The organism is Microbacterium sp. 4NA327F11 (assembly GCF_005503465.1).
Classification (GTDB): Bacteria; Actinomycetota; Actinomycetes; order Actinomycetales; family Microbacteriaceae; genus Microbacterium; species Microbacterium ginsengisoli.
In genome coordinates this window covers 1-26,319 of the sequence record NZ_SCOB01000023.1, presented here as the reverse complement: position 1 = coordinate 26,319, position 26,319 = coordinate 1, and the positions used below count along the sequence as shown (strand labels likewise).

Sequence of the window (26,319 nt, the reverse complement as noted above, 5' to 3'; positions counted from 1 at the left end):
GACATACCCCTCAGGGGTATACAGGATCTGTGACCACGAACAGCCCCGATCAGACGGACGACCACGTGCATCCGCACCCTCAGGTGCACCCGCACTCCCCCGACGCGCCGCGCTACGCAGCGCCGGCACCCGCTGACGCCCACGAACGGCATGACCATGCGGGGTGCGAAGACGACGGCGGGCACGACGCGCACGACGACCACGCGAGTCACTCCGTGCACGACCACAGCGACCACGGCGACGCCACCGTCGCCAGCGACCACACTGACCGCGCCGACCACAATCACTCGGCGCACGACCACACGGGACACGACCACGCGGGGAACGACCACTCCGGCCACGACCACTCCGGCCACGATCACTCCGCGCACGTCGGCCAGTTCCGTCGCCTGTTCTGGATCATGCTCGTGATCGCCGCGCCCGTCGTCGCCTTCTCGCCGATGTTCGCGATGCTCGTCGGCTACGAGGTGCCCGCGGCATCCGTTCTGTCGTGGGTGTCGCCGGTGCTCGGCACGGTGATGTACGTCTGGGGCGGGCGTCCGTTCCTGGTCGGCGGCGTCGCCGAGCTGCGGGCGCGGCGGCCCGGGATGATGCTGCTCATCGCCCTCGCGATCACGGTCGGGTTCGTCGCATCGTGGGGGGCCTCCCTCGGGCTGCTCGACCACCAGCTCGACTTCTGGTGGGAGCTCGCGCTTCTCGTCGTCGTGATGCTGCTCGGGCACTGGATCGAGATGCGGGCCGTCGCGCAGACGTCGTCCGCGCTCGACGCGCTCGCCGCTCTGCTCCCCGATCGGGCCGAGCGTGTCACCGCCCAGGGCACCGAGTCGGTCGACCCGGCGACGCTGCGGGTCGGCGATGTGGTCGTCGTGCGCCCGGGCGGACGCGTTCCCGCCGATGGGCGCGTGGTGTCGGGAACGGCGGCGATCGACGAGTCGATGATCACCGGCGAGTCGCGCCCGGTCACGCGCTCGACTGGCGATGCCGTCGTCGCCGGCACGGTCGCGACCGACTCGGGCCTGCGTGTCGAGGTGACCGCGGTCGGCGACGACACGGCTCTCGCCGGCATCGCGCGGCTCGTCGCCGAGGCGCAGCGCACCACGACCCGCGCACAGCGCATCGCCGATCGTGCCGCGGCGTGGCTGTTCTGGTTCGCGCTGACGGCCGCCGTGGTGACGGCCGTCGTCTGGACGGCGGTCGGCCTGCCTGATGACGCCGTCGTGCGCGCCATCACCGTTCTCGTCATCGCGTGCCCGCACGCACTGGGTCTCGCGATCCCGCTCGTCGTCTCCATCGCGACCGGCCTCGCAGCCCGCGCCGGCATCCTCGTGACCGATCGCCTCGCGCTCGAGAGCATGCGCACGGTCGACGTCGTCGTGTTCGACAAGACCGGGACCCTCACGGCGGGCACTCCCGAGGTGACCGCGCTCGACTCCACGGACGAGAACCGGATGCTGCGCCTCGCCGCCGCTGCCGAGAGCGAGTCGGAGCATCCCCTCGCCCGGGCGATCGTGGCTGCGGCGGAGGGTCGCGGCATCCGACTGCCGGAGGCCCACGACATCGTCACGACCCCCGGCGTCGGGGTCGTCGCCCGCGTCGAGGGACACCGCGTCTCGGTCGGCGGCCCGGCCCTGCTCGCCGCCGCCGGACTCGCGCCCGTTGCGGCGGCGCAGGCGTGGAGCACCACCGGGTCGACGGTGCTGCACGTCGTCGTCGACGGCAGCACGATCGGCGCGATCGCGCTCGACGACGCGGTGCGCCCGACCTCGCGGCAGGCGGTCGCCGCGCTGCGGGAACGCGGCGTCGACGTCGTGATGCTGACCGGAGACGCCGAACCGGTGGCGGCGCGCGTGGCTGCCGAGGTCGGCATCACACGCTGGATCGCCGGAGTGCGCCCCGAGGACAAGGCCGCCGAGGTCGCGCGGCTTCGCGCCGACGGTCACCGCGTCGCGATGGTCGGCGACGGCGTGAACGACGCACCCGCGCTCGCGGGAGCCGACGTCGGCATCGCGATCGGCGCCGGCACCGACGTCGCGATCGCCTCGGCCGGGGTCGTGCTGGCGGGGTCCGACCCGCGCGCCGTCGTCTCGGTCATCGACCTGTCACGGGCCAGCTACCGCAAGATGGTGCAGAACCTGTGGTGGGCGGCGGGTTACAACCTGGTCTCCGTACCGCTCGCGGCTGGCGTGCTCGCCCCGATCGGCTTCGTGCTGCCGATGGCGGTGGGTGCCGTGCTCATGTCGCTGTCGACGATCGTGGTCGCCGCCAACGCCCAGCTGCTGCGGCGACTCGACCTGCGCCTGCGCTGAGGGCGGGTCGGGGCGTCGTGAATGCGACGCCCCGACGCCGCGCACGTCAGAGGGTGTCGTTCGTGGATTCCGTGGTCGAACGGGTGGTCCGCTCACCGCTCGCCGGATCGACCTCCGTGCGGGTGACGGTCGAGGTTTGACGACGCCTCGATATCGAGACCAGACCGATGATGAACACCACGACGCCCGCGGCGATCAGGATGTAGCCGATGAGCGACAGGTTCACGAACCCGCCGACCGGGATGTTCAGCGCGAACGCGAGAATCGCACCGATGACGATGAGGGCGATGCCTCCACCAACTCCCATGACACTTCTCCTCTCGGCAGCGCCCACGCGATGCCGAACCGATCATGTCGCGTGCCACTCCCGCTGCGCACAGGGTTGACAGCCGCCGGCCGGCCCCTCACCCGCCGGCGCGGGCGACCACCGCGCGGGCGTGCCGCAACAGCGGCTCGTCGACCATCGCGCCGTCGAACGCGAACACCCCGGCCCAATCCTCGGCGGCGGCGAGCACCGCCCGGGCACGCGCGACCTCCTCCACGGTCGGCGCGTAGGCCGCGCGGACGACGGCGACCTGGGCGGGGTGGATGCATGCGGTCGCGTGGAACCCGGATGCTGCGGCATCCCGTGCCTCCTCGGCCAGCCCCCGCTCGTCGTCGATGTCGATGTGCACGGCGTCGACCGCGGCGAGCCCGTACGCCCCCGCGGCGAGCAGCACGCGCGATCGGGAATGGCGGGCGACGTCGCGGTAGCGACCGTCCCGGGCGCGGCTGGAGGTGCCGCCGAGCGAGGCGACGAGGTCCTCGGCGCCCCACATCAGACCGATCACCGTGGGGAGGGTGGCGAGGGATTCGGCCTCGATGACGCCGCGCGCCGTCTCGCAGAGCGGGATGAGGCGGTAGCGGATGTCGATCGTCGCGAGCGCTGCCGCAGACGCCGCCTTCGCGACCATCAGGGTGCGAAACGGCGTCGTCGCGAGCGCCACGAGGTCGGCGACGTGGTCAGCGGTTCCGACCGGATTGACGCGCACGATGGTGCGGTCGGGGTCGAGATCTGCAGCCGCGAGGGCCGCCCGGGCCGCGGGTCTGTCGGCGGCGGCGACGGCGTCCTCGAGGTCGAGGATGACGCCATCGGCGCGCTCTGCGGCCTTGGCGAACCGGTCGGGTCGGTCGGCGGGGCAGAACAGCAGCGCGGGCCCCGGCAGCTCGACGCTCATGACTCGCCCCGGTCTCGACACCAGACGAGCACGATCCGGGATGCCGCGGCCACCACGACTCCGTCCTGATTGCGGCCCGTGTGGCGCAGGGTCACAACCCCCTGGCCCGGGCGCGATCCGGAGATGCGCGCGGCGAGCACCTCGGATTCGACGATGAGGGTGTCACCGGCGAACAGCGGCGCGGGGAAGGAGATGTCGTCGAGGCCGACCTGGGCGACGAGCGTGCCCTGCGTGAGCTGCGCGACCGAGAGGCCGACCATGGTCGCGAGGGTCCACAGCGAGTTGATGAGGGGCCGTCCGAACGGCTGGGTGGCGGCGTACGCGGCGTCGAGGTGCAGGGCCTGCGGGTTCATGGTGAGGGTCGTGAACAGCACGTTGTCGGCCTCGGTCGCCGTGCGCCCTGGCCGGTGACGGTAGCGCGCGCCGACCTCGAACTCCTCGAAGTAGAGTCCGCGCTGCTCGATGGGTTCGCGCGGGTCGACAGGCTCAGACACGGGCGGGCTCCTCGAGGCCGAGCGACCGGGAGATCAGCAGCAGCTGCACCTCGGTGGTGCCCTCGCCGATCTCGAGGATCTTCGCGTCGCGGTAGTGCCGGGCGACCGGGTACTCGTTCATGAACCCGTTCCCGCCGAACACCTGGGTCGCATCGCGCGCGTTGTCCATCGCTGCCTCGCTGGCGACGAGCTTGGCGAGCGCCGCCTCGGTCTTGAACGGCCGGCCGCCGTCGCGCAGCCGGGCGGCGTAGTGCCAGGCGAGGCGGGCGGTGTGCACGCGCGCCTGCATGCGGGCGATGAGGAACTGGATGCCCTGCCTGCCGGCGAGCGCCGACCCGAACACGGTGCGCGACTTGGCGTAGTCGACGGATGCCTCGAGGCATCCTTCTGCGGCACCGGTCGCGAGCGCGGCGATGGCGATGCGCCCCTCGTCGAGCGCCGCGAGGAAGTTCGCGTAGCCGCGACCCCGTTCGCCGAGGAGGTTCTCCGCCGGCACCCGGGCGTCGACGAAGGTGAGCGGGTGCGTGTCGGAGGCGTGCCAGCCGACCTTGTCGTAGGCGGGCTCGACGGTGAACCCGGGGGTGCCGTTGGGCACGATGATGGTCGAGATCTCGGGGCGTCCGCCGCGGTCGCCGGTGACGGCGGTCACCGTCACGAAGCGGGTGATGGCGGTGCCGGAGTTCGTGATGAACTGCTTCGCCCCGTTGATCACCCATTCGTCGCCGTCGAGCCTCGCGGTCGTGCGGGTGGCGCCTGCATCCGATCCCGCCTCGGGCTCCGTGAGACCGAAACCGGCGAGCGCTCGCCCCGCGACGAGGTCGGGGAGCCACCTCTCACGCTGGGCGTCGCTGCCGTGGCGGAAGACGGGCATGGCGCCCAGCCCGATGCCGGCCTCGAGGGTGATCGCGATCGACTGGTCGACGCGTCCGAGCGCCTCGATCGCGAGACACAGGGCCATGTAGTCGCCGCCTTGGCCACCGACCTCCTCGGGGAAAGGCAGTCCGAACAGACCGATCTCCCCCATCTGCGCGACGATGTCGAGCGGCAGCGTGTGGGTGCGGTCGGCCTCGTACGCGCGCGGCGCCACCACCTCGTCGGCGAACGCGCGCACCATCGCGGCGAGCTCGCGCTCGTCGTCGGTGAGGTCGTAGTCGTGCGTGAGCGTCATGGTGTTCCTTCCGGGTGGGGGTCGACGCGGGCGAGCACCTGCCCCAGTCTCACCTGGTCGCCGACGGCGGCGTCGAGGTGCACCGTGCCGTCGTGGGGCGCGGTGAGGGGGTGCTCCATCTTCATGGCCTCGATCGTGACGATGCGGGTGCCGGCGGTGACCGCATCGCCGTTGGCGTGGTGCACGGCGACGACCGTGCCCGGCATGGGCGCGGCGAGCCGGGGGTCGGATGCCGCATCCCCCCGCTTACGCCGCGCCCGCCGCCGCTCGTCGGCGGCGCGACGGCTGAGCGGGGTGAGCGCCCAGGTGCCGTCGGCGGTGTGCACCCACACGGTGCCGTCCGCATCCCGCGCGCTCTCGCCGGTCACGGGAGCGGGGCGCACCGCGACGACGTCGCCGTCCGCCGTCGCGAACGCCCGCTCGGCGACGACAGCGGGCGCCGAGGCGCGCCACCCGCTTCCCGCCCGCCAGAGCGGCGAGGCGAACGCGGGCTCCGTCGCGCCGGGCGCGGGGGCTGCGGCGGCCGCGACCCGCAGGGCGGCCTCGGTCGGCGCACGCGGGACGGGAGGCGGCATCCGCTCGATGATGCCGGTGTCGAGGTCGCCGGCGACGACCGCCGGCAGCGCGATCAGGTCGCGCAGGAATCCGATGTTCGTCTCGAGGCCCAGCAACACGGTGTCGCGCAGACCGCGGTCGAGCGCGGCGAGCGCGGCGGCCCGGGTGGGTGCGTGGGCGATCACCTTCGCGATCATGGGGTCGTAGTCGGTGGTGACGTGCGATCCGGTCTCGACCGCCGCGTCGGTGCGCACGCCCGGGGCGGGCAGCCAGCGCACCACCGCGCCGGTCGCCGGCAGGAAGCCCCGCTCGGGACTCTCGGCGTACACGCGCGCCTCGACGGCATGTCCGTCGAGCACGACGTCGCTCTGTGCGATGTGCAGCTGCTCGCCCGCCGCGATGCGCAGCTGCTGCTCGACGAGGTCGATGCCGGTGACGGCCTCGGTGACCGGGTGCTCGACCTGCAGCCGCGTGTTCATCTCGATGAAGAAGAAGTCCTCCGGGCGGTCGGCCGACACGAGGAACTCCACGGTCCCGGCACCCCGGTAGTCGACGGATGCCGCGGCCGCGACGGCGGCGGCACCGAGACGCGCGCGCAGCGCCGCGTCGACGGCGGGCGACGGGGCCTCCTCGACGACCTTCTGGTGGCGCCGCTGCAGCGTGCACTCCCGCTCCCCCAGATGGATGACCGCCCCGTGGGCGTCGGCGAGCACCTGCACCTCGATGTGGCGCGGTCGGGTCACCAGCCGCTCGAGCAGGAGCGTGTCGTCACTGAAGGCGGCCCGGGCCACGCGCCGGGCGGTCTCGAGCGCTGCGGGGAGGGCCGCGGCATCCGTCACGACCTCCATGCCCTTGCCGCCGCCGCCCGCGGAGGGCTTCACGAGCAGCGGGAACCCGACGTCGGCCGCGCGCGCGGCGATCTCGTCGTCGCCGAGCGCCGCCGCACTGAAGCCGGGAACGATCGGCACGCCGTGCGCGGCGACGTGATCGCGCGCACGGATCTTGTCGGCCATGACCTCGAGCGCGCGCTCGCCCGGCCCGATGAAGACGATGCCGGCGGCCGCGCACGCCGCACCGAACGCGGCACTCTCGGACAGGAACCCGTAGCCGGGGTGCACGGCCTGCGCGCCCGTGACCTGCGCGGCCGCGATCAGCGCGTCGATGCTCAGGTAGCTGCGCGCGGCGGCGGCCTCGCCGATGCGCACCGCCTCGTCGGCCTCGCGCACGTGCGGCGCGTCGGCGTCCGCGTCGCTGTAGACGGCGACCGACCGGATGCCGAGGCGCCGCAGCGTGCGGATCACCCGGCGGGCGATCTCGCCGCGGTTCGCGACCAGCACGGTGTCGAAGAGGGGCACGTCGCTCACATCCGGAAGAGCCCGAAGGCCGGGGCGGGAAGCGGCGTGCGGGAGGCGACGTCCAGGGCGAGCCCCAGCAGGTCGCGCGTGTCGAGCGGGTCGACGATGCCGTCGTCCCAGAGCCGGGCGGTGGCGTAGTACGGGTTGCCGCGCTGCTCGTACTGGGCGCGGATGGGCGCCTCGAATTCCTCCTGCTCCCCGGTCGACCAGTCGTCGCCGCGGGCCTCGAGCTGGTCGCGCTTGACTGTCGCGAGCACCGTCGCCGCCTGCGCACCGCCCATGACCGAGATGCGGCTGGCCGGCCACGACCACAGGAAGCGGGGGCTGTAGGCGCGCCCGCACATCGAGTAGTTCCCGGCCCCGAACGAGCCCCCGATGAGCACCGTGAACTTCGGCACACGGGTGGTCGCGACAGCGGTGACCATCTTGGCTCCGTCTTTCGCGATGCCGCCGGCCTCGACGTCACGACCGACCATGAATCCCGAGATGTTCTGCAGGAACACGAGCGGGATGCCGCGCTGGTCGCACAGCTCGATGAAGTGGGCGCCTTTCAGAGCGGATGCCCCGAAGAGCACGCCGTTGTTGGCGACGATGCCGACGGGGTGGCCGTGCAGACGCGCGAAGCCGGTCACGAGCGTCGTGCCGTAGTCGGCCTTGAACTCGTGGAACGAGCACCCGTCGGGGTCGCCGTCGACGAGGCGCTCGATCACGGCGTGCACGTCGTACGCCTGCGTGACGTCGACGGGAACGAGGTCGTAGAGCTCGGCGGGGTCGGCCGCGGGCGACACGCTGGCCCGCATGTCCCAGGCGGGGGCCGGCGGCGCGGGAAGGGTCGCGACGATGTCGCGCACGATCTCGAGCGCGTGGGCGTCGTCGTCGGCGAGATGGTCGACGACCCCCGACGTGCGGGCGTGCAGCTCGCCGCCGCCGAGTTCCTCGGCCGTGACGACCTCGCCGATCGCGGCCTTCACGAGCGGCGGGCCGCCGAGGAAGATCGTGCCCTGTCCCCGCACGATCACCGTCTCGTCGCTCATCGCCGGCACGTACGCGCCGCCCGCCGTGCACGAGCCGAGCACCGCGGCGATCTGGGGGATGCCGGCGGCCGACATGCGCGCCTGGTGGAAGAAGATGCGACCGAAATGGTCGCGGTCGGGGAAGACCTCGTCCTGCATCGGCAGGAATGCGCCACCCGAGTCGACGAGGCAGATGCACGGCAGGCGGTTCTCGAGCGCGACCTCCTGCGCCCGCAGGTGCTTCTTCACCGTCAGCGGATAGTAGGTGCCGCCCTTCACCGTCGCGTCGTTGGCGATCACCATGACGTGGCGCCCGTGCACGAGGCCGATGCCTGCGACGACACCGGCGCCCGGGGCGTCTGGGTCGTAGAGCCCGTCGGCGGCCAGCGGGGCGAGTTCGAGGAAGGGGCTGCCCTCGTCGAGCAGTCGGGCGATGCGGTCACGCACGAGCAGCTTGCCGCGCTCGGTGTGACGACGACGGGATGCCTCGGGCCCGCCCTCGGCCGCGACAGCGAGACGCGCACGCAGCTCCCGGGCGAGGTCCGCCTGGGTGCGCACGTCGGCGGCGCCGGCGATGCCGGTCACGGTGTCGGTCGCGGTCATCCCATCTCCATCGATGTCGTTCGCATCCCCCATCGGATGCGCCGCAGTGTTAGTGTTCACTAACTGGAATTCACGTTAGCGTCCGCTAACCGAGATGACAAGGGGGCGGCGTGGCCGACAACGACGTCGAGACGCCCACCGCGCGGGAGCGCGCGAAGACCGAACGGCAGGACGCCCTGGTACGCGCGGCATCCGCCCTGTTCGCCCGCAAGGGGTTCGCCGCGGTGTCCATCGAAGAGCTCGGAGCCGCCGTGGGCGTGAGCGGCCCCGCACTCTACCGGCACTTCGCCGGCAAGCAGGCACTGCTCGGCGAGATCCTGGTCGGCGCGAGCGAACGGCTGCTCGAGGGTGGCCGGACCGTCATCGCCGCCCACGACGATCCCGGCGACCAGCTCGACGCGCTCGTGCGCTTCCATGTGGCGTTCGCCCTCGCCGACGCCGACGTCATCCGCGTGCAGGATCGCGACCTCGAGAACCTGCACGACCCTGACCGCCATCGCGTGCGACGCCTGCAGCGCGAGTACGTCGAACTGTGGACCCGCGTGCTGCAGCACCGGCACCCCGACGTGCCCGCGACCCACCTGCGCGTGCGGGCGCACGCCGTGTTCGGCCTCATCAACTCGACCCCCCACAGCGTGCGCGGCCTCCGCGGCGCCCCCGGCGACCAGACCGTCGGGGCGATCCTGCACGACCTCGCGCTGCGCGCCCTCGACGCCTGAGTCCGGCGCGCGGCGAGGTGGGCGCGCAACCGTGCGGCCCCGCACAGCGGCCACCGTGCACGGCTGCGCGCCGCACGCGCGCGAGACCCCCGCGACCGGATCACCGGCCGCGGGGTCTCCCGGGGCCTCGGACTAGCCGAGGAGCATCGCGCGGCCAGGCTCCGTGAGCACACCGCCGACGTCGGTGAGGAACCGGGCGCCCTGCTCGCCGTCGACGACGCGGTGGTCGAACGACAGGCTGAGCGTCACGACGTCGCGCAGCGCCACCTCCCCCTGCCATTCCCACGGCCGACGCTGCACCGCACCCACCGCGAGGATGCCGGACTGCCCCGGCGTGAGGATCGGGGTGCCGGCCTCCACACCGAACACCCCGACGTTGCTGATCGTGAACGTGCCGCCGGCGAACCCGGCGGGAGTCGTGCGCCCGTCGCGCGCGGTGCGCGTCAGGTCGCCGATCGCGTCGGCGAGGGCGACGAGTCCGAGCCGACCGGCGTCGTGCACGACGGGCACCACGAGTCCGCGGTCGGTGGCGGCGGCGATGCCGAGGTGCACGGCGGTGTGCTCCACGATCTCCTCCCCCGATTCGTCCCATGTCGCATTGAGCGACGGCGTCGCGCCGAGCGCGAGGCACACCGCCTTCGCGACGACCGCCATCACCCCGATGCGGTGCCCGGCCAGCGCACGGTCGTCGCGCAGCGAGGCGACGAACGCGGTGGTGGCCGTGACATCCACGGTGTGGAACATCGTGACGTGTGGGGCGGTGAAGGCGCTGCGCACCATCGCCTCGGCCGTGCGCTTGCGCACGCCGCGCACGGGCACGTGACGATCGGATGCCGCGGCCAGAGCCGGTGCGACGGCGGGGCCTGGCCCCGCGGGCGCCGACGCCCCGACGCGCGCGGCGAACGCGTCGACGTCGGCGCGGGTGATGACGCCGGTCGCCCCGGCGGCCGCGACGAGCGCCAGCTCGACGCCGAGCTCCTTCGCATGCCGGCGCACCGGCGGCGTGGACCGCAGTCGCTCGAGCGGGCCGTCGTCGACCTGAGAACTCACGTGCGCGTCGTGCGGCGCCGCGTCGAGCACGGCCGTGTCGACCTCGGCGACCTCGCGCACCCGACGCGGACGCCGCTGCGGGCGCGCGCCCGAACGGGCGAGCGCGCCGTACCCGACGAGGTTCGGGCGGGGCGCGGCATCCTCGTGCTCGTCGTCGGCATCAGTGTCAGCATCAGCATCGACGGATGCCGCGGCCTCCTCGCCGACCGCCGGCTCGGCGGGAGCGGAGTCGACCGGCGCCGGCTCGGCGGGCACGGCATCGCTGGCCGCCTCGACCGCTGCGTCGAACGTGACGAGCGGAGCCCCCACGTCGACCGTGTCGCCGGCGGCCGCATGCAGTCGGGAGACGACACCCGCGTGCGGCGACGGCAGCTCGACGATGGCCTTCGCGGTCTCGACCTCGGCGAGGGTCTGGTTGAGGGTCACGGTGTCGCCCTCGGCGACCAGCCACTGCACGATCTCGGCGTCGGCGAGACCTTCGCCGAGGTCGGGCAGGGCGAACTCGACGCTCACAGCTCGACCCCCGTCAGGCTGTTCGGCCGGTCGAGCACCCGGTCGACCGCGTCGAGCACCCGGTCGAGGTCGGGCAGGTGGTGCTTCTCGAGCTTCGCGGGCGGGTACGGGATGTCGTGCCCGGTCACCCGCACGGGCGCCGCCTCGAGGAACGTGAAGCAGCGCTCGGTGACGCTCGCGACCAGCTCCGCGCCGACGCCCGCCTCGGCGGCGGCCTCGTGCACGACGACGACCCGTCCGGTCTTGCGCACCGATGCGGTCACGGTGCGATAGTCGACGGGCGACAGCGAGCGCAGGTCGATGACCTCGAGCGAGACGCCCTCGTCCTCCGCGGCGACGGCCGCGTCGAGCGCCGTGGTCACCTGCCCGCCGTAGGTGAGCACGGTGACATCCGTGCCCTCACGGGCGATACGGGCGAGACCCATCGGGGGCGCATCGGCGAGGTCGCCGTCGAGGTCGGCCTCGCCCTTGGCGTGGTAGAGCCGCTTGGGCTCGAAGAAGACCACCGGGTCGTCGCAGGCGATCGCCTGGCGCAACATCGTGTAGGCGTCCTGCGGGTTCGAGACCGCCACGACCCGCAGCCCCGACGTGTGCACGAAGTAGGCCTCCGGCGACTCGGAGTGGTGCTCCGCCGCGCCCACGCCGCCCGCCCACGGGATGCGGATGGTCAGGGGCATCCGAACCCGCCCCTGCGAGCGGTAGTGCAGCTTCGCGACCTGCGAGACGATCTGGTCGAACGCGGGGTACACGAAGCCGTCGAACTGGATCTCGACGACCGGCCGGAACCCACGGAACGCGAGCCCGACCGCCGTGCCGACGATGCCCGCCTCGCCCAGCGGGGTGTCGATGACGCGCTGCGCACCGAACTCCGCCTGAAGTCCGTCGGTGATGCGGAACACCCCGCCGAGGCGTCCGACGTCCTCGCCCATGACGAGCACGCGGTCGTCGTCGGCGAGCGCGCGCCGGAGTCCGGCGTTGAGGGCCTTGCCCATCGGGAGCGTCGTCATCGTGCGGCCTCGGTCTCGGCGCCCTCGAACCCGTCGAGGTAGGCGGCGAACCGGCCGCGCTGGGCGGCGAGCGCCGCGTGCGGCTCGGCATAGACGTGGTCGAACACGCTCAGGGCGGGCGCCGTCGTCATCGCGAGGCACGCCGCGCGCATGTCGGCGGCCGCCTGATCGGATGCCACGGCCACCTCGGCCGCGAACGCGTCATCCATCGCGCCGAGGCCGTCGAGGTATTCGGCGACACGGTCGATCGGATCGCGCCGCGCCCATGCCTCGCGCTCGTCGGCGGTGCGGTAGCGGGTGGGATCGTCGCTCGTGGTGTGCGGTCCCATCCGGTACGTGACCGCCTCGATGAAGGCGGGGCCCTCCCCCGAGCGGGCGTGGTGGGCGGCCCAGCGCCCGGCGGCGAGGCACGCGAGCACATCGTTGCCGTCGACGCGCAGGCTCGGCACCCCGAAGCCGGCGGCACGGGTGGCGATCGAGTGCCGGGTCTGCACGCCGACGGGCTCGGAGATCGCGTACTGGTTGTTGGTGCACACGAACACGACGGGTGCGTCGAAGGATGCCGCCCACACGAGCGCCTCGCTGACATCGCCCTCGCTCGTCGCGCCGTCACCGAACCAGGCCGCGGCGACCTGGTCGCCGCCGTCGCGCTGCACGCCCATCGCGTAGCCGACGGCGTGCAGGCTCTGCGCGCCGATGATGATCTGCAGCGGCGCGACGTGCACGTCGAACGGGTCGTAGCCCGAGGGCGCCTCGCCACGCCACTGGCGCACGAGGCCTTCGGGGCTCACTCCGCGCGCGTAGAGCACGCCGAGCTCGCGATAGCTCGTGAAGTGGAAGTCGTCGTCGCGGAACGCCCGGGCGATGCCGATCTGGGTGGCCTCCTGGCCGGCGCACGGCGCCCAGAGGCCGAGCTGCCCCTGACGCTGCAGGGCCACGCCCTCGGCGTCGAGGCGGCGCAGCACCGACATGTCGCGGTGCAGCGCGCGCAGGGCGCCGGTGTCGACATCCGTGATCCAGGGGTCGAGCAGTCGATCAGGGATGCGCTCGCCCTCAGGGGTGAGCACCCGCGCGACGTCGTCGACGTCGGCGGCGGGAAGGGTCTCGGGGATGAGGGTGTGCACCATTGCGACCTCCGGTTCGCGCCGGCCCTCGTGAGGCCGGACGACGGCTCGTGTCGGCCTCGTCGCCGACACCTGGAGACTACGTCGATGCAGCAGTCAGCTCAAGACTCGACACTGCAATTGAGCGAATTGTGAATTCAGCTGCCGATTCCTGAGGGCGGAATGGGCGTGATGCCCTGGAGTGCGCCGAGGACTGCGGCGAACGTGAACGCGATCGACACCGCGATCACAACGATGACGACGGCGATGGAGATCCAGAGGGTGGGCGACAGCTTCCCGGTACGGCGTCGGATCACCACGGCGCGCCCGATGACGTAGACGAGTGACCAGAGGAAACCCCACGCCCAGTGGAACGGCCGATCGACGCCGAGCCGACGCAAGCGCAGCCAGTCGAGCGCACCGAAGAGCACGGTGAGCCCGTACGTCACCACTCCGAGCGCCGACGAGAGCAGGAATCGAGGCCCCCAGGTCGTGAGCACCGCCGCGATCTGTCCCGATCCGCGGCCGTATCGCGTGGCCTCGAAGACTGCCTGCACGTAGCCGCCGATGTCCATCAGCGGCAAGCGCAGCAGATTGAGCACGGGGACGAGCACGACCAGCCAGATCCAGATCGAATCGACCCCGCTCGTGATGGGCGCCGGGGACCCCGTCTCCACCGCGGGGGCGGCGATCAGCCGTGTCGCCGTGCTCCATGCCGTGCCGTCCCACCACCGCTCGGCGCCGGGCTGCAGGGGGTCGGGATACCAGCCGGCGACCGCCGCGCTCTCGCTGTCACTCACGCTCGTCCACCTTCGTCGTGAATCTCCTGAATCTGCGATCAGCCTACGTCGCCGATGCGCACCGGGTCGAGATCGGGCGCCGAAGTCAGACCGACGAGATCACGCCACCGGACAGGCTGGCCATCGTGGCGCCCACGGACATGAGGATGACCACCAACCAGACGACGACGAGGACGTTCACCAGCACGATCAGGCCGATCTCCACCCACAGCATCCCGAGATCGCTGCCTGTGCGACGCCGCGCGATCACTGTGCGCCCGATCACGTAGATCGAACCCGCCAGGAACGCCCACGCCCACGGGAACGGGTCGACGACTCCTCGTCGGCGCAGCACGGCCGCGTCGCGCGCCGACATGGCCACGCCCGCGGCGTAGACGAGCGCACTCACGGCGAGCACGATCAGATACCAGATCAGCCCACGGGTGGCGACGATCGAGAGGATCGTCGTGTCGAACGGGCCTGTGTCGTACGCCTGGCGCGCGATGTCGTGAAGGAGCACGTCGACATCGGCGGGGATGTTCCACACAAAGAGCGTCGCCGTGGACAGCAGCGGCGAGAGTGTGATGAGCCAGATCCACACCGTCCCCGTGCGGATGTCTCGACGCACGGCCGGAGGAGCGGGTCTGGCGATCGCCCCCTGCACGTGGCCCGTCCACTCGCGACCGGACCACCACCGCACGAAGCGAGCGTCGACGGGATCCGGGTACCACCCCGGGGCGACGGCGACCGCCGGCCACGGCGCGCTCACGGCCGGCCCCCGGTCGCGGCATCCGACGTCGTGATCTCGCCGCCCGCATGGCCGATCTCGGCGAGCGCGGCCGCGCTGGAGTCGGCGTGCACACCCTCGATGAGATCCGTGAACACCCGCACGCGCCGCCCGGCGGCGAGGGCGTCGAGGGCAGAGGCGCGCACGCAGTAGTCGGTCGCGATGCCGACGATGTCGATGTCGAGGGTGCCGCGCTCGGTCAGCAGGTCGGTCGCGGTGCGGCCGTCGTCGGCGACGCCCTCGAAGAGCGAGTAGGCGGGCTTGCCCTGCCCCTTCTTCAGGTGCACGTCGACGCCCGTCGGATCGAACCCGTCGTCATAGTCGGCGCCGGGGGTCCCGGCGACGCAGTGGGGCGGCCAGGTGTCGACGAAGTCGGGTTCGGCGGCGAAGTGCCCACCGTTGTCACCCTCGGCGTCATGCCAGTCACGGGACGCCACGACCAGCGTGTACTCGCCTCGGTGGGCGGCGAGGAACGCGGAGATGCGGCGGGCGACGGCGTCACCCCCGACCACCCCCAGCGCTCCGTGCTCGGTGAAGTCGTTCTGCACGTCGACGATGAACAGGGCCCGCGTCATAGCGCCAGCATAGGCGTCACGGCGCCCCGCGCCGCCACAGCGCCGAGGGCCACCAGATCACCTTGCCGAGGTCGTAGGCGAGCGCGGGCACGAGCAGCGACCGCACCACGAAGGTGTCGAGCAGCACGCCGAACGCGACGATGAACGCGATCTGCGCGAGGAAGAGGATCGGGATGACTCCCAGCGCCGCGAACGTGGCCGCGAGCACGAGGCCGGCCGACGTGATGACCCCGCCGGTGGCGACGAAGCCGCGCAGGATGCCGCGGCGCGTGCCGTGGCGAACGGACTCCTCTCTTACGCGCGACATCAGGAAGATGTTGTAGTCGACGCCGAGTGCGACGAGGAACACGAACCCGTAGAGCGGGACCGATGGGTCGGCGCCCGGGAATCCGAGCACGCCGTCGAACACGAGTGCGCTCACTCCGAGGGCCGCGGCGAACGAGACCACGACGCTGAGCACGAGCAGCACCGGCGCGAGGATCGAACGCAGCAGCAGCATGAGGATCAGCAGGATCACCCCGAGGATGACGGGAATGATCTCGGTGCGGTCGTGAATCGCCGTGTCGTTCGCGTCGACGTCGAGCGCGGTGGTGCCGCCGACGAGCGTCGTGCCGGCACCGAGCTGCGTGTCGAGGTCGGCGCGGATGGTGCGCACGACGTTCTCGGCCGCCGTCGAGTCGGCCGCGTCGGTGAGGGTCGCAGAGACGAGCACGTCGCCGTCGCGCACCGTCGGGGCAGGTGCGGTCGCGGCGGGCGGCCCCTGCGATACGAGCACGAGCTGCCCGCCCTGCACGGTGGCGGTCGCCTGCCCCGAGGGCGAGTCGGCCGAGACCACGGCGACGCTCGAGATGCCCGGCTCGGCGGCGAGACGGCTCACGACCGCAGTGAGGTCGGACTGCGGTGCGACGATCGTGACGGGGCTGCCGGAGCCCGCCGGGAAGTGGTCGCCGAGCACGGCCTGGCCGTCGCGCGCCTCCGAGGCGCCGAGCACGAGGTCGCTCGAGGGAACACCTTGCGCGCGCAGCTGCGTGACCCCGACGCCGGCGGCGAGCAGCACGATGGTCGCGATGATCCAGATCGGGCGGGCGCGGCGGGCGATGAAACGCGCCTGGCGCGGCCAGAAGCCGCGCACGGGGGCGGTGAGGTCGTCGGGAAGTGCACCGAGCGGATGCCGCGGCACGAACGGCCAGAAGGCGGCGCGCCCGAACAAGGCGAGCAACGACGGCAGGAATGTCAGGGCAGACAGCATCGCGAACACGATGCCGATCGCGGCGATCGGGCCGAGGGCGCGGTTGGTGGCGAGGTCGGAGAGCAGCAGGCACAGCAGGCCCGCGATGACGGTGCCGCCCGAGGCGAGGATCGGCTCGAACGCTCCCCGCCAGGCGGCGCGCGTGGCGGCCCAGCGCGGCATCCCCTCACCGATCGCCTCGCGGAAGCGGGCGGTGTAGAGCAACGCGTAGTCGGTGGCGGCGCCGATCACCAGGATGAACAGGATGCCCTGCACCTGGCCGTTGAGCACGAAGATGCCCGCCTTCGCCAGCCACCACACCGTCAGCAGCGCCACGCACAGCGCGAACATCGAGGTGAGCAGCACCAGCACGGGAAGCAGCGGCGAGCGGTAGACGATCACCAGGATCACGAACACGGCGAGCAGGGCGACGCCGAGCAGCAGTCCGTCGATGCCGAGGAACCCCTTCACGAGGTCGGCGGTGAACCCGGCGGGACCGGTCACCCACACCTGCACTCCGTCGGACAGATCGGATGCCGCGGCCCGCAGCTCGCCCACGACATCGCCGACCGACGCCGACGACGAGATGGGCACGATGATCTGCGCCGCGCGGCCGTCGTCGGAGATGATCGGGGGCGACACCGTGCCGGTGACGCCCGAGACCGCGCCGAAGCGGTCGGCGAGGGACGTCAGATCAGCCTTCTGCGTATCGGTGAGGGCGGAGGGTGCCTGGGCCACGACGACCGCCGGGATGCTGTCGGAGCCGAGGAAGTCGGGCAGCAGCGCGTTCACCTTCGTCGAGGGCGCGCTCTGGGGCAGGTACGACGCCTGGTCGTTCGTGGACACCTCGTCGACCTTGCCGAAGTAGGGTCCGCCGATGGCTCCGCCCGCGAGCCAGACGGCGACCAGCAGCAGCGGGATGCCGATGCGCAGCCAGCGGGTCGTCGCCCGGTCGGTCTGACGGCGGTCACTGCGGCGGGACGTGGGGAACGCGGCATCCATATACCTAGCTTATCTAGCGAAATATCGCGGGCGCCACCCCTCCCCTAGGCTGATCGCGATGCTGGCCGCCCTCCTCTCCCTGAGCGGGGCTCTGCTGTGGGGCGTGGCCGACTTCCTCGGCGGGCTCACCGCGCGACATCTCAAGCCGATCGTGGTCACCGCGATCGCCGCGTGCACCGGCGTCGTCGTGCTGCTGATCGCGGCGCCGATCGCGGGCGGCACGCTGAGCGCCGCGGATGCCGCCTGGGGCGCGATCTCGGGAGTCTGCGGCGTCGTCTCCCTCGCCCTGCTGTACGCCTGCCTCGCGATCGGGCCGATGAGCATCCTGTCGCCGCTGACCGCGATCGTCTCGGCCGTCGCCCCGATGATCTGGGGCGTCACCGTCGGCGGTGAGTCGCTCGGACCGCTCGCCTGGGCCGGCCTCGGCGTCGCGCTCGTCGCCGTCGCACTCGTCGGGTTCGTGCCCGAACAGGGGGCAGTGCGTCCCAGCATCCGGGGACTCGCCCTCGCCGTCGGGGCGGGCCTCGCGATCGGCGCGCAGATCATCGCGATCGATCACACATCCGCCGAGAGCGGGCTCGATGCACTGCTCGTCTCCCGCGCCGTCAACGTCACCCTCACGGTGCTCATCGTCGCCGGCATGATCGCATGGGCGGCGGCGCGGCGCCGTTCCGTCGTCGAGGCGCTGCGTTCCCCGGCGGCGGTCGCCGGCAGCCGCATCGTGTGGTGGCCGGCCGCCGTCGGCGGCGTCGGCGACGCGGTGGCGAACATCGCCATGCTGCTCGCGCTGCGCACCGGCGATCTGTCGATCGTCGCCGCGCTGACGGCGCTCTACCCAGCCGGCACGATCGTGCTCGCGGCGATCGTGCTGCGCGAACGCATCGCGCCGGTGCAGATCGTCGGACTCACTCTCGCGCTCGGCGCCGCGGTGATGCTCGCCCTCGACTGAGCGCGGCATCCGCTCACCACGGGATCGACCGCGCCTCAGACTCCGGCGAACAGCAGCACCATGGAGGCCGCGACAGCGACGACACCGAGTGCGAGGAACACCGCCGCGAACCATCCGAGCGCGGAAACGAGAGGCGACCGCCCCGACAGGCGCACACGGTGATGTGACCCCTCGCGGGCGAAGAGCTCCGCATGCGCGGCGTCGCCCAGACGCTCGGCGTCGTGCGGGTGCAGCACGGCACGACCCACCCCACCGTCGGACGCGAACCACCGCGCGACGAGTTCGCCGTCCTCGCGCTCGAGCATCGCATCGACCCGCATCCACGTGCCGTCGAAGAGGTACGCGACCACGGCGACGCCGGCCAGAAGCGCGCCGATGCCGAAGCCCACCCAGGTGAACAGTTCCGCGAGCACGTCGAGCAGCGACATCCCTTTCACTGTAGCGAAACCGCCCTCTGCGACGACGAAGGCCCCGGGCGTCGCCCGGGGCCTTCACGAGTGTGGAGCCACCTAAGGGAATCGAACCCTTGACCTATTCATTACGAGTGAATCGCTCTGCCGTCTGAGCTAAGGTGGCGAGCCGCGAAGCCGCGGCGCACGATCTCCGATCTTACATGGTCACCCGAGCGCCCGCGAACGCCGGCGCTCGCCTCGTCCGCGCGGATGCCGCGGCATCCGCTACTGGCAGGTGAGCCCGTTCTGCGGGGGCGTGCCCGTCTCGAAGTAGGTGACGACCGCGTCGTCGACGCAGCTGCTGCCCTTGTTGAACGCCGTGTGCCCCTCGCCCTCATGGGTGATCAGGACGCCGGACGACAGCTGCTCCGCGAGCGACTTCGCCCACACGTACGGCGTGGCCGGGTCGTTGGTGGTGCCGATGACGATGATCGGCGGGGCGCCGGGGGCGCTGATCTTCTCACGCACGCCGGTCGCCGTGATCGGCCAGACGGCGCACGGGTCGGGACCGCTCCAGTACGGCGCGATCGTCGGAGCCTTCGCCGCGATCTCGGCCTTGGAGGCGTCTTTCAGAGCCTGCGAGGTGACCTGCGGGTAGTCCAAGCAGTTGTACGCCTCGAACGCCTCGGTCGAGTTGTCCTGGTAGACGCCGTTGCTGCTGCGGTTGTAGTAGAAGTCGACGAGCCGGAACGCCTGCGCGGCGCTGCCGGACTTGACGGCGGCGAGGGCCGAGGAGAGCACCGGCCAGCTGTCCTTCGAGTAGAGGGCTGCGACGATGCCGGTCACCAGCGAATCGGCGCCGAGCTTTCGCCCGTCCGCGTTGGTGATCGGGGTCTTGTCGACCTGCGCGAGGAGGTCGCCGAGGGAGGCGAGGGCTTGATCGACGGTGCCGGTGAACGGGCACGACGACCCGGCGAGGCAGTTCGTCATGTAGGCGCGAAGGGCCGACTGGAACCCGATCGCCTGGGTGGTCGACACGTCCAGTCCCGACACCGACGGATCGAGGGCACCGTCGAGGACCATGCGTCCGACGTTCTGGGGGAAGAGCTTCGCGTAGGTCGCTCCCAGGAACGTTCCGTAGGAGTAGCCGAGGTAGTTCAGCTTCTTGTCGCCGAGCACGCCGCGCAGCAGATCCATGTCGCGCGCGGACTGGTCGGTCGTGATGTAGGGCAGGAGCCCGGAGCTGTTCTGTTCGCACGCCGCACCGAACGCCTTCTGGCTGGCGACGAGATCGCTGGTCCACGTCGCACTCCCACGCGGCGCGGGAACGAGATCGAACAGATAGGAGTCCATCTGCTTCGCGTCGTAGCAGGTCACGGCGGTCGAACGCCCGACTCCGCGAGGGTCGAAGCCGATCACGTCGAACGTCTTCTGCAGTTCGGAGCCGACCGCATAGTCGAGATTCTGCTGGATGAGGTCGTAGCCGCTCGCGCCCGGCCCCCCGGGGTTCGTGAGCAGCGATCCGAGCGCCGTGCCGTTGGTCGCGCGATGGCGGATGACGGCGAGGGTGATCGTTCCGGCTTCAGGGTTCTGCCAGTCGAGGGGCGCCGTCACGGACGTGCAGTCGAAGCCGGTGCCGCACGAGGACCAGCTGAGGGTCTGGGTGTAGAAGCTCGCGACGTTCGCGGCCACGCCGTCGGCCGACGGTGTCTTCGTGGGGATCGGCTGCGGCACGATGGGGCTGAAGAGGCACGCCGAGAGGGTGACGGATGCCGCGGCGAGCCCCGCGATCACGACGAGGGCGCGCCGCAGGTTGCGGGTGCGGGTCATACGGTCCTCCCGGTGGCGACGGTGATGAGCAGGCTTTCGAGCGCAAGGGCTGCGGCGGCGTTTCGTTCGAGGTTCTCACGGGTGACCGTGATGCGATCGAGCACGGTGAGAGTGCGGTCGGGCGGCCAGGCGGACGCGAGAGCATGGAGCTGCGAGGCGAGCTCGAGGTTGATGAGATTCTCCTCGTCCCGCCCGAACTGCAGCATCACGGCGTCGCGGAAGAGCGATTCGAGGTCGGTGAGCACCCGATCGATGCCGTCGCGCAGGCTGCGCGTCGCGCGGCGTTTCTGGTCTTCGGCGAGGGCGTTGACCTGCGATCTCACCGCTGGGGGTACCGCCTGCCCTTCGGCGATGCCGAGCGTACGCAGCAGGTCGGCGCGCTCGGCCTCGTCCCGCTCTGTGGTCAGCGCCTTGGCGTCGTCGGTCGCAAGCTTGACGATGGTGGCGGCTACCTCGACCGCGTCGGACACGCCGCGCACTCCGAGCACGGCGCGGAGTGTGGCGTCGCGGCGTTCGCGGGCGGCACCGTCGGTCGCGAGCCGCTGCGCCATGCCGATGTGGCGCTGCGCGTGACGGGCGGACTGCTCGGCGACGCGCTCGTCGACGCCGGTGCGGGCGACGATGAGCCGCGCGACGTCGGCGACCTCGGGCTCACGTAGTCGAACGGTGCGCACGCGCGAGCGGATGGTGGGCAGAAGGTCGGCGTCACTGGGTGCGCACAGCACCCAGACCGTCTGCGCCGGCGGCTCTTCGAGCGCTTTCAACAGCACGTTGGAGGTGCGCTCGGCCATGCGGTCGGCGTCTTCGACGATGATCACCCGGAAGCGACCGCGTGAGGGGGCGAAATAGGCCCGTTCGACGAGGGAGCGCGCCTCGTCGATGCGGATGACGACCTGCTCGGTGCGCAGGGCGGTGAGGTCCGGGTGGGTGCCGATGAGCACCTGCTGCATCGCCTGCTCGTCTCCGGGCTCGGCGATGAGCGCGGCCGCGAACGCGCGAGCCAGGGTCGAGCGCCCTGACCCGGGCGGCCCGGTGATGAGCCAGGCGTGGGCGAGCAGCGAGAGATCGGATGCCGCGGCCCGCAGCTGTGCGACAGCCTCGGGCTGGCCCCACACATCGCCCCACGGGACATCCGTGATCGTGGCAGCCATGCGGACCAGACTATCGGCGGCCGGGGACGTCGTCAGAGGAGAGCGGCGACGCGCGCGCGGACGGTGGCGGCGATGTCGTCGGGTGCTCCGGCAGCATCGATCACGAGGAACCGGTGGGGCTCGGCGGCGGCGAGCGCAAGGTACGCGTCGCGCACGCGGGCGTGGAAGTCGTCCTTCTCGGCCTCGAGCCGGTCGAACGGCTTGTCGGCGGCGTCGAGTCGTGCGCGTGCCGACGCCGGGTCGAGGTCGAGCAGCACTGTCAGATCGGGCAGTTCGCCTTCGGCCGCCCACAGCGAGATGTCGCGGATGTCGGCGCCGTCGAGAACGCGTCCGGCACCCTGATACGCGACGGACGAGTCGAGGTAGCGGTCTTGGATGACGACGTCGCCGCGCTCCAGCGCCGGTCGCACGAGTGTGGCGATGTGGTGCGCGCGGTCGGCGGCGTAGAGCAGCGCTTCTGCGCGGGGAGCGATGTCGCCGCGGTGGTGCAGCACGATGTCTCGCACGAGTCGCCCCACCTCGGTGCCGCCGGGCTCGCGAGTGCGCACGACGGTGCGTCCGGCACCGGTCAGCCACTCCTCCAGACGCACCGCCTGCGTCGTCTTGCCCGAGCCGTCGCCGCCCTCGAGGGTGATCCAGAGCCCGGGCCGGGTGTCGCCTGTCACTTCTTCGCGGTGGTCTTGCGCGTCGTCGTGCGGCGCGCGGTCGCGCGCTTGGGCGCCGGCCCCTTGGCGCGCTTGTCGGCGAGAAGCTGCTTCGCGCGTTCGAAGTCGACGTCGTCGACGGTCTCGCCGCGCGGGATGGTCGCGTTCGTCTCACCGTCGGTGACATACGGACCGAAGCGACCGTCGCGCACCCGGATGGGCTTGCCGCTGACCGGGTCGGCGTCGAACTCCTTGAGCGCGCTCGAGGCGCGGCGCGCGCCGTACTTCGGCTGCGCGTAGATCTCGATCGCCTGCTCGAGGGTGACGTCGAAGATCTGCTGCTCGCTCTCCAGGGAGCGCGAGTCGGTGCCCTTCTTCAGGTAGGGGCCGTAGCGGCCGTTCTGGGCGGTGATCTCGTCGCCGCTCTCGGGGTCGGTGCCGACGGTGCGGGGCAGCTCGAGCAGCCGCAAAGCCGTGTCGAGGTCGACGGTGTCGACCGACATGCTCTTGAACAGCGACGCGGTGCGCGGCTTCGGCGCGGCATCCTTCTTGGTGGTCTTCTTCTTCGTCTCGACCACTTCGCCGGTCGCGGTGTCGACCTCAGGGTCGGCCTCGGGCTCGAGCTCCTGCACGTAGGGGCCGTATCGGCCGTCCTTCACGACGATGAGCTTGCCGTTCGCGGGATTCTCGCCGAGCACACGGTCACCGGCGACGGGCGCGTCGATGAGCTCCTGCACCTTGTCGGGGGTGAGCTCGTCGGGCGCGAGGTCGTCGGGCACGTTGACGATCCGGGCCTTCGTGTCGGGCGCGGCATCCGGGTCGGTGACCTCGATGTAGGGCCCGTACTTGCCGAACCGGAGCGTCGCCGTGTCGGTGAGGCGGGTCGAGTTGAGCTCGCGCGCGTCGATGTCGCCGAGGTTGTCGACGATGTGGCGCAGACCCACGTGGTTCTCGGAGCCGAAGTAGAACTCGCGCAGCCATTCCTCGCGGCGCTGTTCGCCGCGTGCGATCGCGTCGAGGTCGTCTTCGAGGGCGGCCGTGAAGTCGTAGTCGACGAGGTCGGCGAAGTGCTGCTCGAGCAGCCGCACGACGCTGAAGGCGAGCCAACTGGGCACCAGGGCCTGGCCGCGCTTGGTGACGTAGCCGCGTTCGAGGATCACATCGATGATGCTCGCGAAGGTCGACGGGCGTCCGATGCCCTTCTCCTCCAGCGCCTTGACGAGCGAGGCTTCGGTGTAGCGGGGCTTGGGGCTCGTGGAGTGGCCCTTGGCCTCGACGTCGCTGGTGGTGAGCACGTCGCCGACGGCGAGGGCGGGGAGCGACTGGTCGTCTGCCTTGTCGCCGTCGTTGCGCTTCTCGTCGCGGCCCTCCTCGTACGCCTCGAGGAAGCCCTTGAAGGTGTAGACGGTGCCGGATGCGGTGAACTCGAGCTTCTTGGATGCCGCGGCAACCGCGAGGGTCACGGTCGTGGTCTCGTACTTCGCGTCGGACATCTGGCTGGCGACGGTGCGCTTCCAGATGAGGTCGTAGACGCGCTGCTCGTCGCGGTCGAGGGACCCCGAGATCGACGCCGGCGTGCGGAAGTGCTCACCCGACGGGCGGATCGCCTCGTGCGCCTCCTGCGCGTTCTTGCTCTTGCTGGCGTAGGTGCGCGGGTTCGCGGGAACGGCGCGATCACCGTAGAGAGCGACGGCCTGCTCGCGCGCCGCCTGCACCGCCTGCGTCGACAGGGCGGTGGAGTCGGTGCGCATATAGGTGATGTACCCCTTCTCGTAGAGACGCTGCGCCACGCTCATCGTGTGCTTCGCGCTCATCGAGAGCTTGCGACCGGCCTCCTGCTGCAGGGTCGAGGTGGTGAAGGGCGCGCGGGGGCTGCGGGTGCCGGGCTTCGCGTCGACGCTCATGACGGATGCCTCACCCACGCCCTCGACCGCGATGGCGAGCGCGCGAGCGTCGGCCTCGGTGAGCACGACGACGGCCTTGGTCAGTGTGCCGCGGTCGTCGAAGTCGCCGCCACGGGCGAGCGGGGCGCCGTCGATGCGGGCGAGCCGGGTCGTGAACGAGCTGCCCGAAGCGGTCGCGAGGGCTTCGATGTCCCAATAGCTGGCGGACACGAACGCCATGCGCTCGCGCTCGCGGTCGACGACGAGGCGGGTGGCGGCGGACTGCACGCGGCCGGCGCTGAGCGCCTGCCCCTGGGTGCCGCTGCCGACCTTGCGCCACAGCACCGGCGAGACGTCCCAGCCGTAGAGGCGGTCGAGCACGCGGCGGGTCTCCTGCGCGTCGACGAGCGCGAGGTCGAGCTCGCGGGTGTTCTCGGCGGCCTTGCGGATCGCGTCCTTGGTGATCTCGTGGAACACCATGCGCTTGACGGGGACCTTGGGCGAGAGCACCTCGAGCAGGTGCCAGGCGATGGCCTCCCCCTCGCGATCCTCATCGGTGGCGAGCAGGACCTCGTCGGCGGACTTGAGGGCGCGCTTCAGATCGGCGACCGTCTTCGTCTTGCGCTCGCTGACCACATAGAAGGGGTCGAAGCCGTTGTCGACGTCGATAGAGTACTTGCCGTACGCGGCCTTCTTCTCGGCCGGGATGTCCTTCTTGCTCGCGAGGTCGCGGATGTGACCGACCGAGCTGAGCACCTCGTAGCCGTCGCCGAGATAGCCCTGGATCGAGGTCATCTTGGTCGGCGACTCCACGATGACGAGCTTCTTGCCGCTCTCCGTCTTGGCGGTCTTGCCCTGTGCCACTCACGGTCCTTTCGTCGATGCACACCATACACACCCGGCGGCCGGTGCTCTCTGAGGGGCGTCGATGACCGTTGCCCGCACTCACGCCCGGCTCAGGGGGCCACGACCTGCGGCGGCCCGGCCCGTGCGGTGGCGGAGATCTGGAACGCACCGAAGTCCGCCCCGATTCCCACCGTCGCGATGAGGCCGTCGATCGTGCAGGTGCGCACCTCGGCGTGGTGGGCGCGGGCGAGCCGTTCGGCGAGTGCACAGGGCTCGCCGGCGACGGCGCCACTCGCGCCGTCCGCCGCGGCGAGCGCGGCCGCGTCGGCGGCGACGACCGCGCGCTGACGCGCCGCCGTCGCCGCGCCAGCCGTCACGAGGGCCGTCGCGATCGTCGCGACGGTGACGGCGCCGGCCAGAGTGACGATCGCCCCCGGCATGTCACCACCCGCTCTCGAGCGCGCACGACCGCGCCGACATCGTGAGGCCCGGCAGCGCGCTCGGCGCGGACGCCGCCACGCACACGAGCCCCTCTGCCCGACTGACCTGCATGCTGGCCCTCCCCTCCGCGTGCGCCACCGTGCTCTGCGCCCGCTCGACGCTCTCACCGCGGGCGAGCAGTCGGGCGGCGTCGGCCGCGGCATCCTGCAGTCGCACCTGAAGGGATGCCGCAGCGAGCCCCCCGACGCACAGGGTGACGACGAGCACGAGAGCGGGGAGGGCGACGGCGAGTTCCGCAGCGACTGCCCCCTCGTCGCCGCGCACCGGCCGCGGCATTCGCGCCGAGGTCGACCGGTCGCGCGGGCGCGTCGCCTGCCGTCGCACCGCCCGACGACGCCCTGGCCCGAACCCTCGGGTCGGCGGCACCGCTCACCCGACCGTCAGTGCACGGCGGACGAGATCCTCCAGGATGCCGCGCACCTCATCCGAACGCATGATGGCGACCAGCAGGCCGGCGAACGCGACCGCGGCCATCGTCGCGATCGCGTACTCCGCAGTCGCCGCGCCCTCATCGCCGGAGGCGGGGGCCGCGCGCCCGAAGAGCACCCGCGCTCGTCGGAGGGTGAGGCGCGGGAGCGGCGCCGGACGGGAGGCACGGCGGGTGGGAAAGACGGGATTCATGGTGTTCCTCTTCTGTCGGGGGCACGGG

24 protein-coding genes and 1 tRNA gene are annotated in these 26,319 nt (G+C 71.7%); 3 read left to right on the top strand and 22 right to left on the bottom strand.

The window, feature by feature from the left end:
* Positions 1–29 precede the first annotated feature (29 nt).
* Complete coding sequence (locus FFS51_RS12750) at positions 30–2,306, top strand: heavy metal translocating P-type ATPase (RefSeq protein ID WP_249352725.1); 2,277 nt, start codon at positions 30–32, stop codon at positions 2,304–2,306.
* Positions 2,307–2,352: 46 nt separating this feature from the next.
* On the opposite strand, the gene FFS51_RS12745 is transcribed toward FFS51_RS12750, so the two are convergent.
* The 6 genes from FFS51_RS12745 to FFS51_RS12720 all read right to left on the bottom strand — a co-directional run bounded on the left by FFS51_RS12745 (position 2,353) and on the right by FFS51_RS12720 (position 8,711).
* Positions 2,353–2,613, bottom strand: coding sequence for a DUF6458 family protein (locus FFS51_RS12745; protein ID WP_137878549.1), 261 nt, complete (start codon positions 2,611–2,613; stop codon positions 2,353–2,355).
* A gap of 97 nt (positions 2,614–2,710) precedes the next feature.
* A complete protein-coding gene (locus FFS51_RS12740; RefSeq protein WP_137878548.1) occupies positions 2,711–3,523 on the bottom strand; it encodes an HpcH/HpaI aldolase/citrate lyase family protein in 813 nt (270 codons plus the stop codon).
* Complete coding sequence (locus FFS51_RS12735) at positions 3,520–4,017, bottom strand: MaoC family dehydratase (protein ID WP_137878547.1); 498 nt, start codon at positions 4,015–4,017, stop codon at positions 3,520–3,522. Before FFS51_RS12735 ends, FFS51_RS12740 begins: the two co-directional genes overlap by 4 nt.
* The gene (locus FFS51_RS12730; protein WP_137878546.1) at positions 4,010–5,185 is read right to left on the bottom strand and encodes an acyl-CoA dehydrogenase family protein; all 1,176 of its coding nucleotides are present in this window, start codon (positions 5,183–5,185) and stop codon (positions 4,010–4,012) included. The genes FFS51_RS12735 and FFS51_RS12730 overlap by 8 nt, the downstream gene beginning before the upstream one ends.
* Positions 5,182–7,104 (bottom strand): ATP-binding protein, encoded by a 1,923-nt coding sequence (locus FFS51_RS12725; protein WP_137878545.1) that lies wholly within the window; start codon positions 7,102–7,104, stop codon positions 5,182–5,184. Before FFS51_RS12725 ends, FFS51_RS12730 begins: the two co-directional genes overlap by 4 nt.
* Positions 7,101–8,711 carry a carboxyl transferase domain-containing protein gene (locus tag FFS51_RS12720; RefSeq protein WP_137878544.1) on the bottom strand — a complete coding sequence of 537 codons (1,611 nt, stop codon included), beginning with the start codon at positions 8,709–8,711 and terminating at the stop codon, positions 7,101–7,103. Before FFS51_RS12720 ends, FFS51_RS12725 begins: the two co-directional genes overlap by 4 nt.
* 110 nt (positions 8,712–8,821) lie before the next feature.
* Between FFS51_RS12720 and FFS51_RS12715 the strand changes: the two genes are divergently transcribed.
* On the top strand, positions 8,822–9,430 hold the full coding sequence (locus tag FFS51_RS12715) for a TetR/AcrR family transcriptional regulator (RefSeq protein ID WP_045246067.1): 609 nt from the start codon (positions 8,822–8,824) through the stop codon (positions 9,428–9,430).
* A gap of 132 nt (positions 9,431–9,562) precedes the next feature.
* On the opposite strand, the gene FFS51_RS12710 is transcribed toward FFS51_RS12715, so the two are convergent.
* The 7 genes from FFS51_RS12710 to FFS51_RS12680 form a co-directional block, all read right to left on the bottom strand.
* Positions 9,563–10,993: a dihydrolipoamide acetyltransferase family protein gene (locus FFS51_RS12710; protein WP_137878543.1), complete on the bottom strand. Its 1,431-nt coding sequence runs from the start codon at positions 10,991–10,993 to the stop codon at positions 9,563–9,565.
* The gene (locus FFS51_RS12705; protein ID WP_137878542.1) at positions 10,990–12,000 is read right to left on the bottom strand and encodes an alpha-ketoacid dehydrogenase subunit beta; all 1,011 of its coding nucleotides are present in this window, start codon (positions 11,998–12,000) and stop codon (positions 10,990–10,992) included. The genes FFS51_RS12710 and FFS51_RS12705 overlap by 4 nt, the downstream gene beginning before the upstream one ends.
* Entirely contained in the window at positions 11,997–13,127 is a 1,131-nt protein-coding gene (locus FFS51_RS12700) for a thiamine pyrophosphate-dependent enzyme (protein ID WP_045246063.1), read from the bottom strand. The genes FFS51_RS12705 and FFS51_RS12700 overlap by 4 nt, the downstream gene beginning before the upstream one ends.
* 134 nt (positions 13,128–13,261) lie before the next feature.
* A complete protein-coding gene (locus tag FFS51_RS12695; RefSeq protein ID WP_171006186.1) occupies positions 13,262–13,903 on the bottom strand; it encodes a DUF2510 domain-containing protein in 642 nt (213 codons plus the stop codon).
* Between the two features lie 85 nt (positions 13,904–13,988).
* A complete protein-coding gene (locus tag FFS51_RS12690) occupies positions 13,989–14,651 on the bottom strand; it encodes a DUF2510 domain-containing protein (RefSeq protein WP_137878540.1) in 663 nt (220 codons plus the stop codon).
* Positions 14,648–15,244, bottom strand: coding sequence for an isochorismatase family protein (locus FFS51_RS12685; RefSeq protein ID WP_137878539.1), 597 nt, complete (start codon positions 15,242–15,244; stop codon positions 14,648–14,650). The genes FFS51_RS12690 and FFS51_RS12685 overlap by 4 nt, the downstream gene beginning before the upstream one ends.
* A 16-nt stretch (positions 15,245–15,260) precedes the next feature.
* On the bottom strand, positions 15,261–17,474 hold the full coding sequence (locus FFS51_RS12680) for an MMPL family transporter (protein WP_137878538.1): 2,214 nt from the start codon (positions 17,472–17,474) through the stop codon (positions 15,261–15,263).
* 58 nt (positions 17,475–17,532) lie between these two features.
* Here FFS51_RS12680 and FFS51_RS12675 point away from each other — a divergent pair, with 58 nt between their 5' ends.
* Positions 17,533–18,423 carry an EamA family transporter gene (locus FFS51_RS12675; protein ID WP_137878537.1) on the top strand — a complete coding sequence of 297 codons (891 nt, stop codon included), beginning with the start codon at positions 17,533–17,535 and terminating at the stop codon, positions 18,421–18,423.
* Positions 18,424–18,458: 35 nt separating this feature from the next.
* Here FFS51_RS12675 and FFS51_RS12670 read toward each other — a convergent pair whose 3' ends face one another.
* The 9 genes from FFS51_RS12670 to FFS51_RS12630 form a co-directional block, all read right to left on the bottom strand.
* Positions 18,459–18,851, bottom strand: coding sequence for a hypothetical protein (locus FFS51_RS12670; protein ID WP_137878536.1), 393 nt, complete (start codon positions 18,849–18,851; stop codon positions 18,459–18,461).
* A 72-nt stretch (positions 18,852–18,923) separates the two neighbouring features.
* Positions 18,924–18,999, bottom strand: a tRNA-Thr gene (locus FFS51_RS12665).
* 101 nt (positions 19,000–19,100) lie between these two features.
* Positions 19,101–20,645: an alpha/beta hydrolase gene (locus tag FFS51_RS12660; RefSeq protein ID WP_137878535.1), complete on the bottom strand. Its 1,545-nt coding sequence runs from the start codon at positions 20,643–20,645 to the stop codon at positions 19,101–19,103.
* Positions 20,642–21,796, bottom strand: coding sequence for a DNA polymerase III subunit delta' (locus FFS51_RS12655; RefSeq protein WP_045246054.1), 1,155 nt, complete (start codon positions 21,794–21,796; stop codon positions 20,642–20,644). The genes FFS51_RS12660 and FFS51_RS12655 overlap by 4 nt, the downstream gene beginning before the upstream one ends.
* 32 nt (positions 21,797–21,828) lie before the next feature.
* Positions 21,829–22,461: a dTMP kinase gene (tmk, locus tag FFS51_RS12650; protein WP_045246052.1), complete on the bottom strand. Its 633-nt coding sequence runs from the start codon at positions 22,459–22,461 to the stop codon at positions 21,829–21,831.
* Positions 22,458–25,187, bottom strand: a complete 2,730-nt coding sequence (topA, locus tag FFS51_RS12645) for a type I DNA topoisomerase (protein WP_283205740.1) — start codon at positions 25,185–25,187, stop codon at positions 22,458–22,460. Before topA ends, tmk begins: the two co-directional genes overlap by 4 nt.
* A 92-nt stretch (positions 25,188–25,279) precedes the next feature.
* Positions 25,280–25,609: an Rv3654c family TadE-like protein gene (locus tag FFS51_RS12640; RefSeq protein WP_137878534.1), complete on the bottom strand. Its 330-nt coding sequence runs from the start codon at positions 25,607–25,609 to the stop codon at positions 25,280–25,282.
* A 1-nt stretch (position 25,610) separates the two neighbouring features.
* Positions 25,611–25,946, bottom strand: a complete 336-nt coding sequence (locus tag FFS51_RS12635; protein WP_137878533.1) for a TadE family type IV pilus minor pilin — start codon at positions 25,944–25,946, stop codon at positions 25,611–25,613.
* A 93-nt stretch (positions 25,947–26,039) separates the two neighbouring features.
* A complete protein-coding gene (locus FFS51_RS12630; protein ID WP_045246341.1) occupies positions 26,040–26,291 on the bottom strand; it encodes a DUF4244 domain-containing protein in 252 nt (83 codons plus the stop codon).
* Positions 26,292–26,319 lie beyond the last annotated feature (28 nt).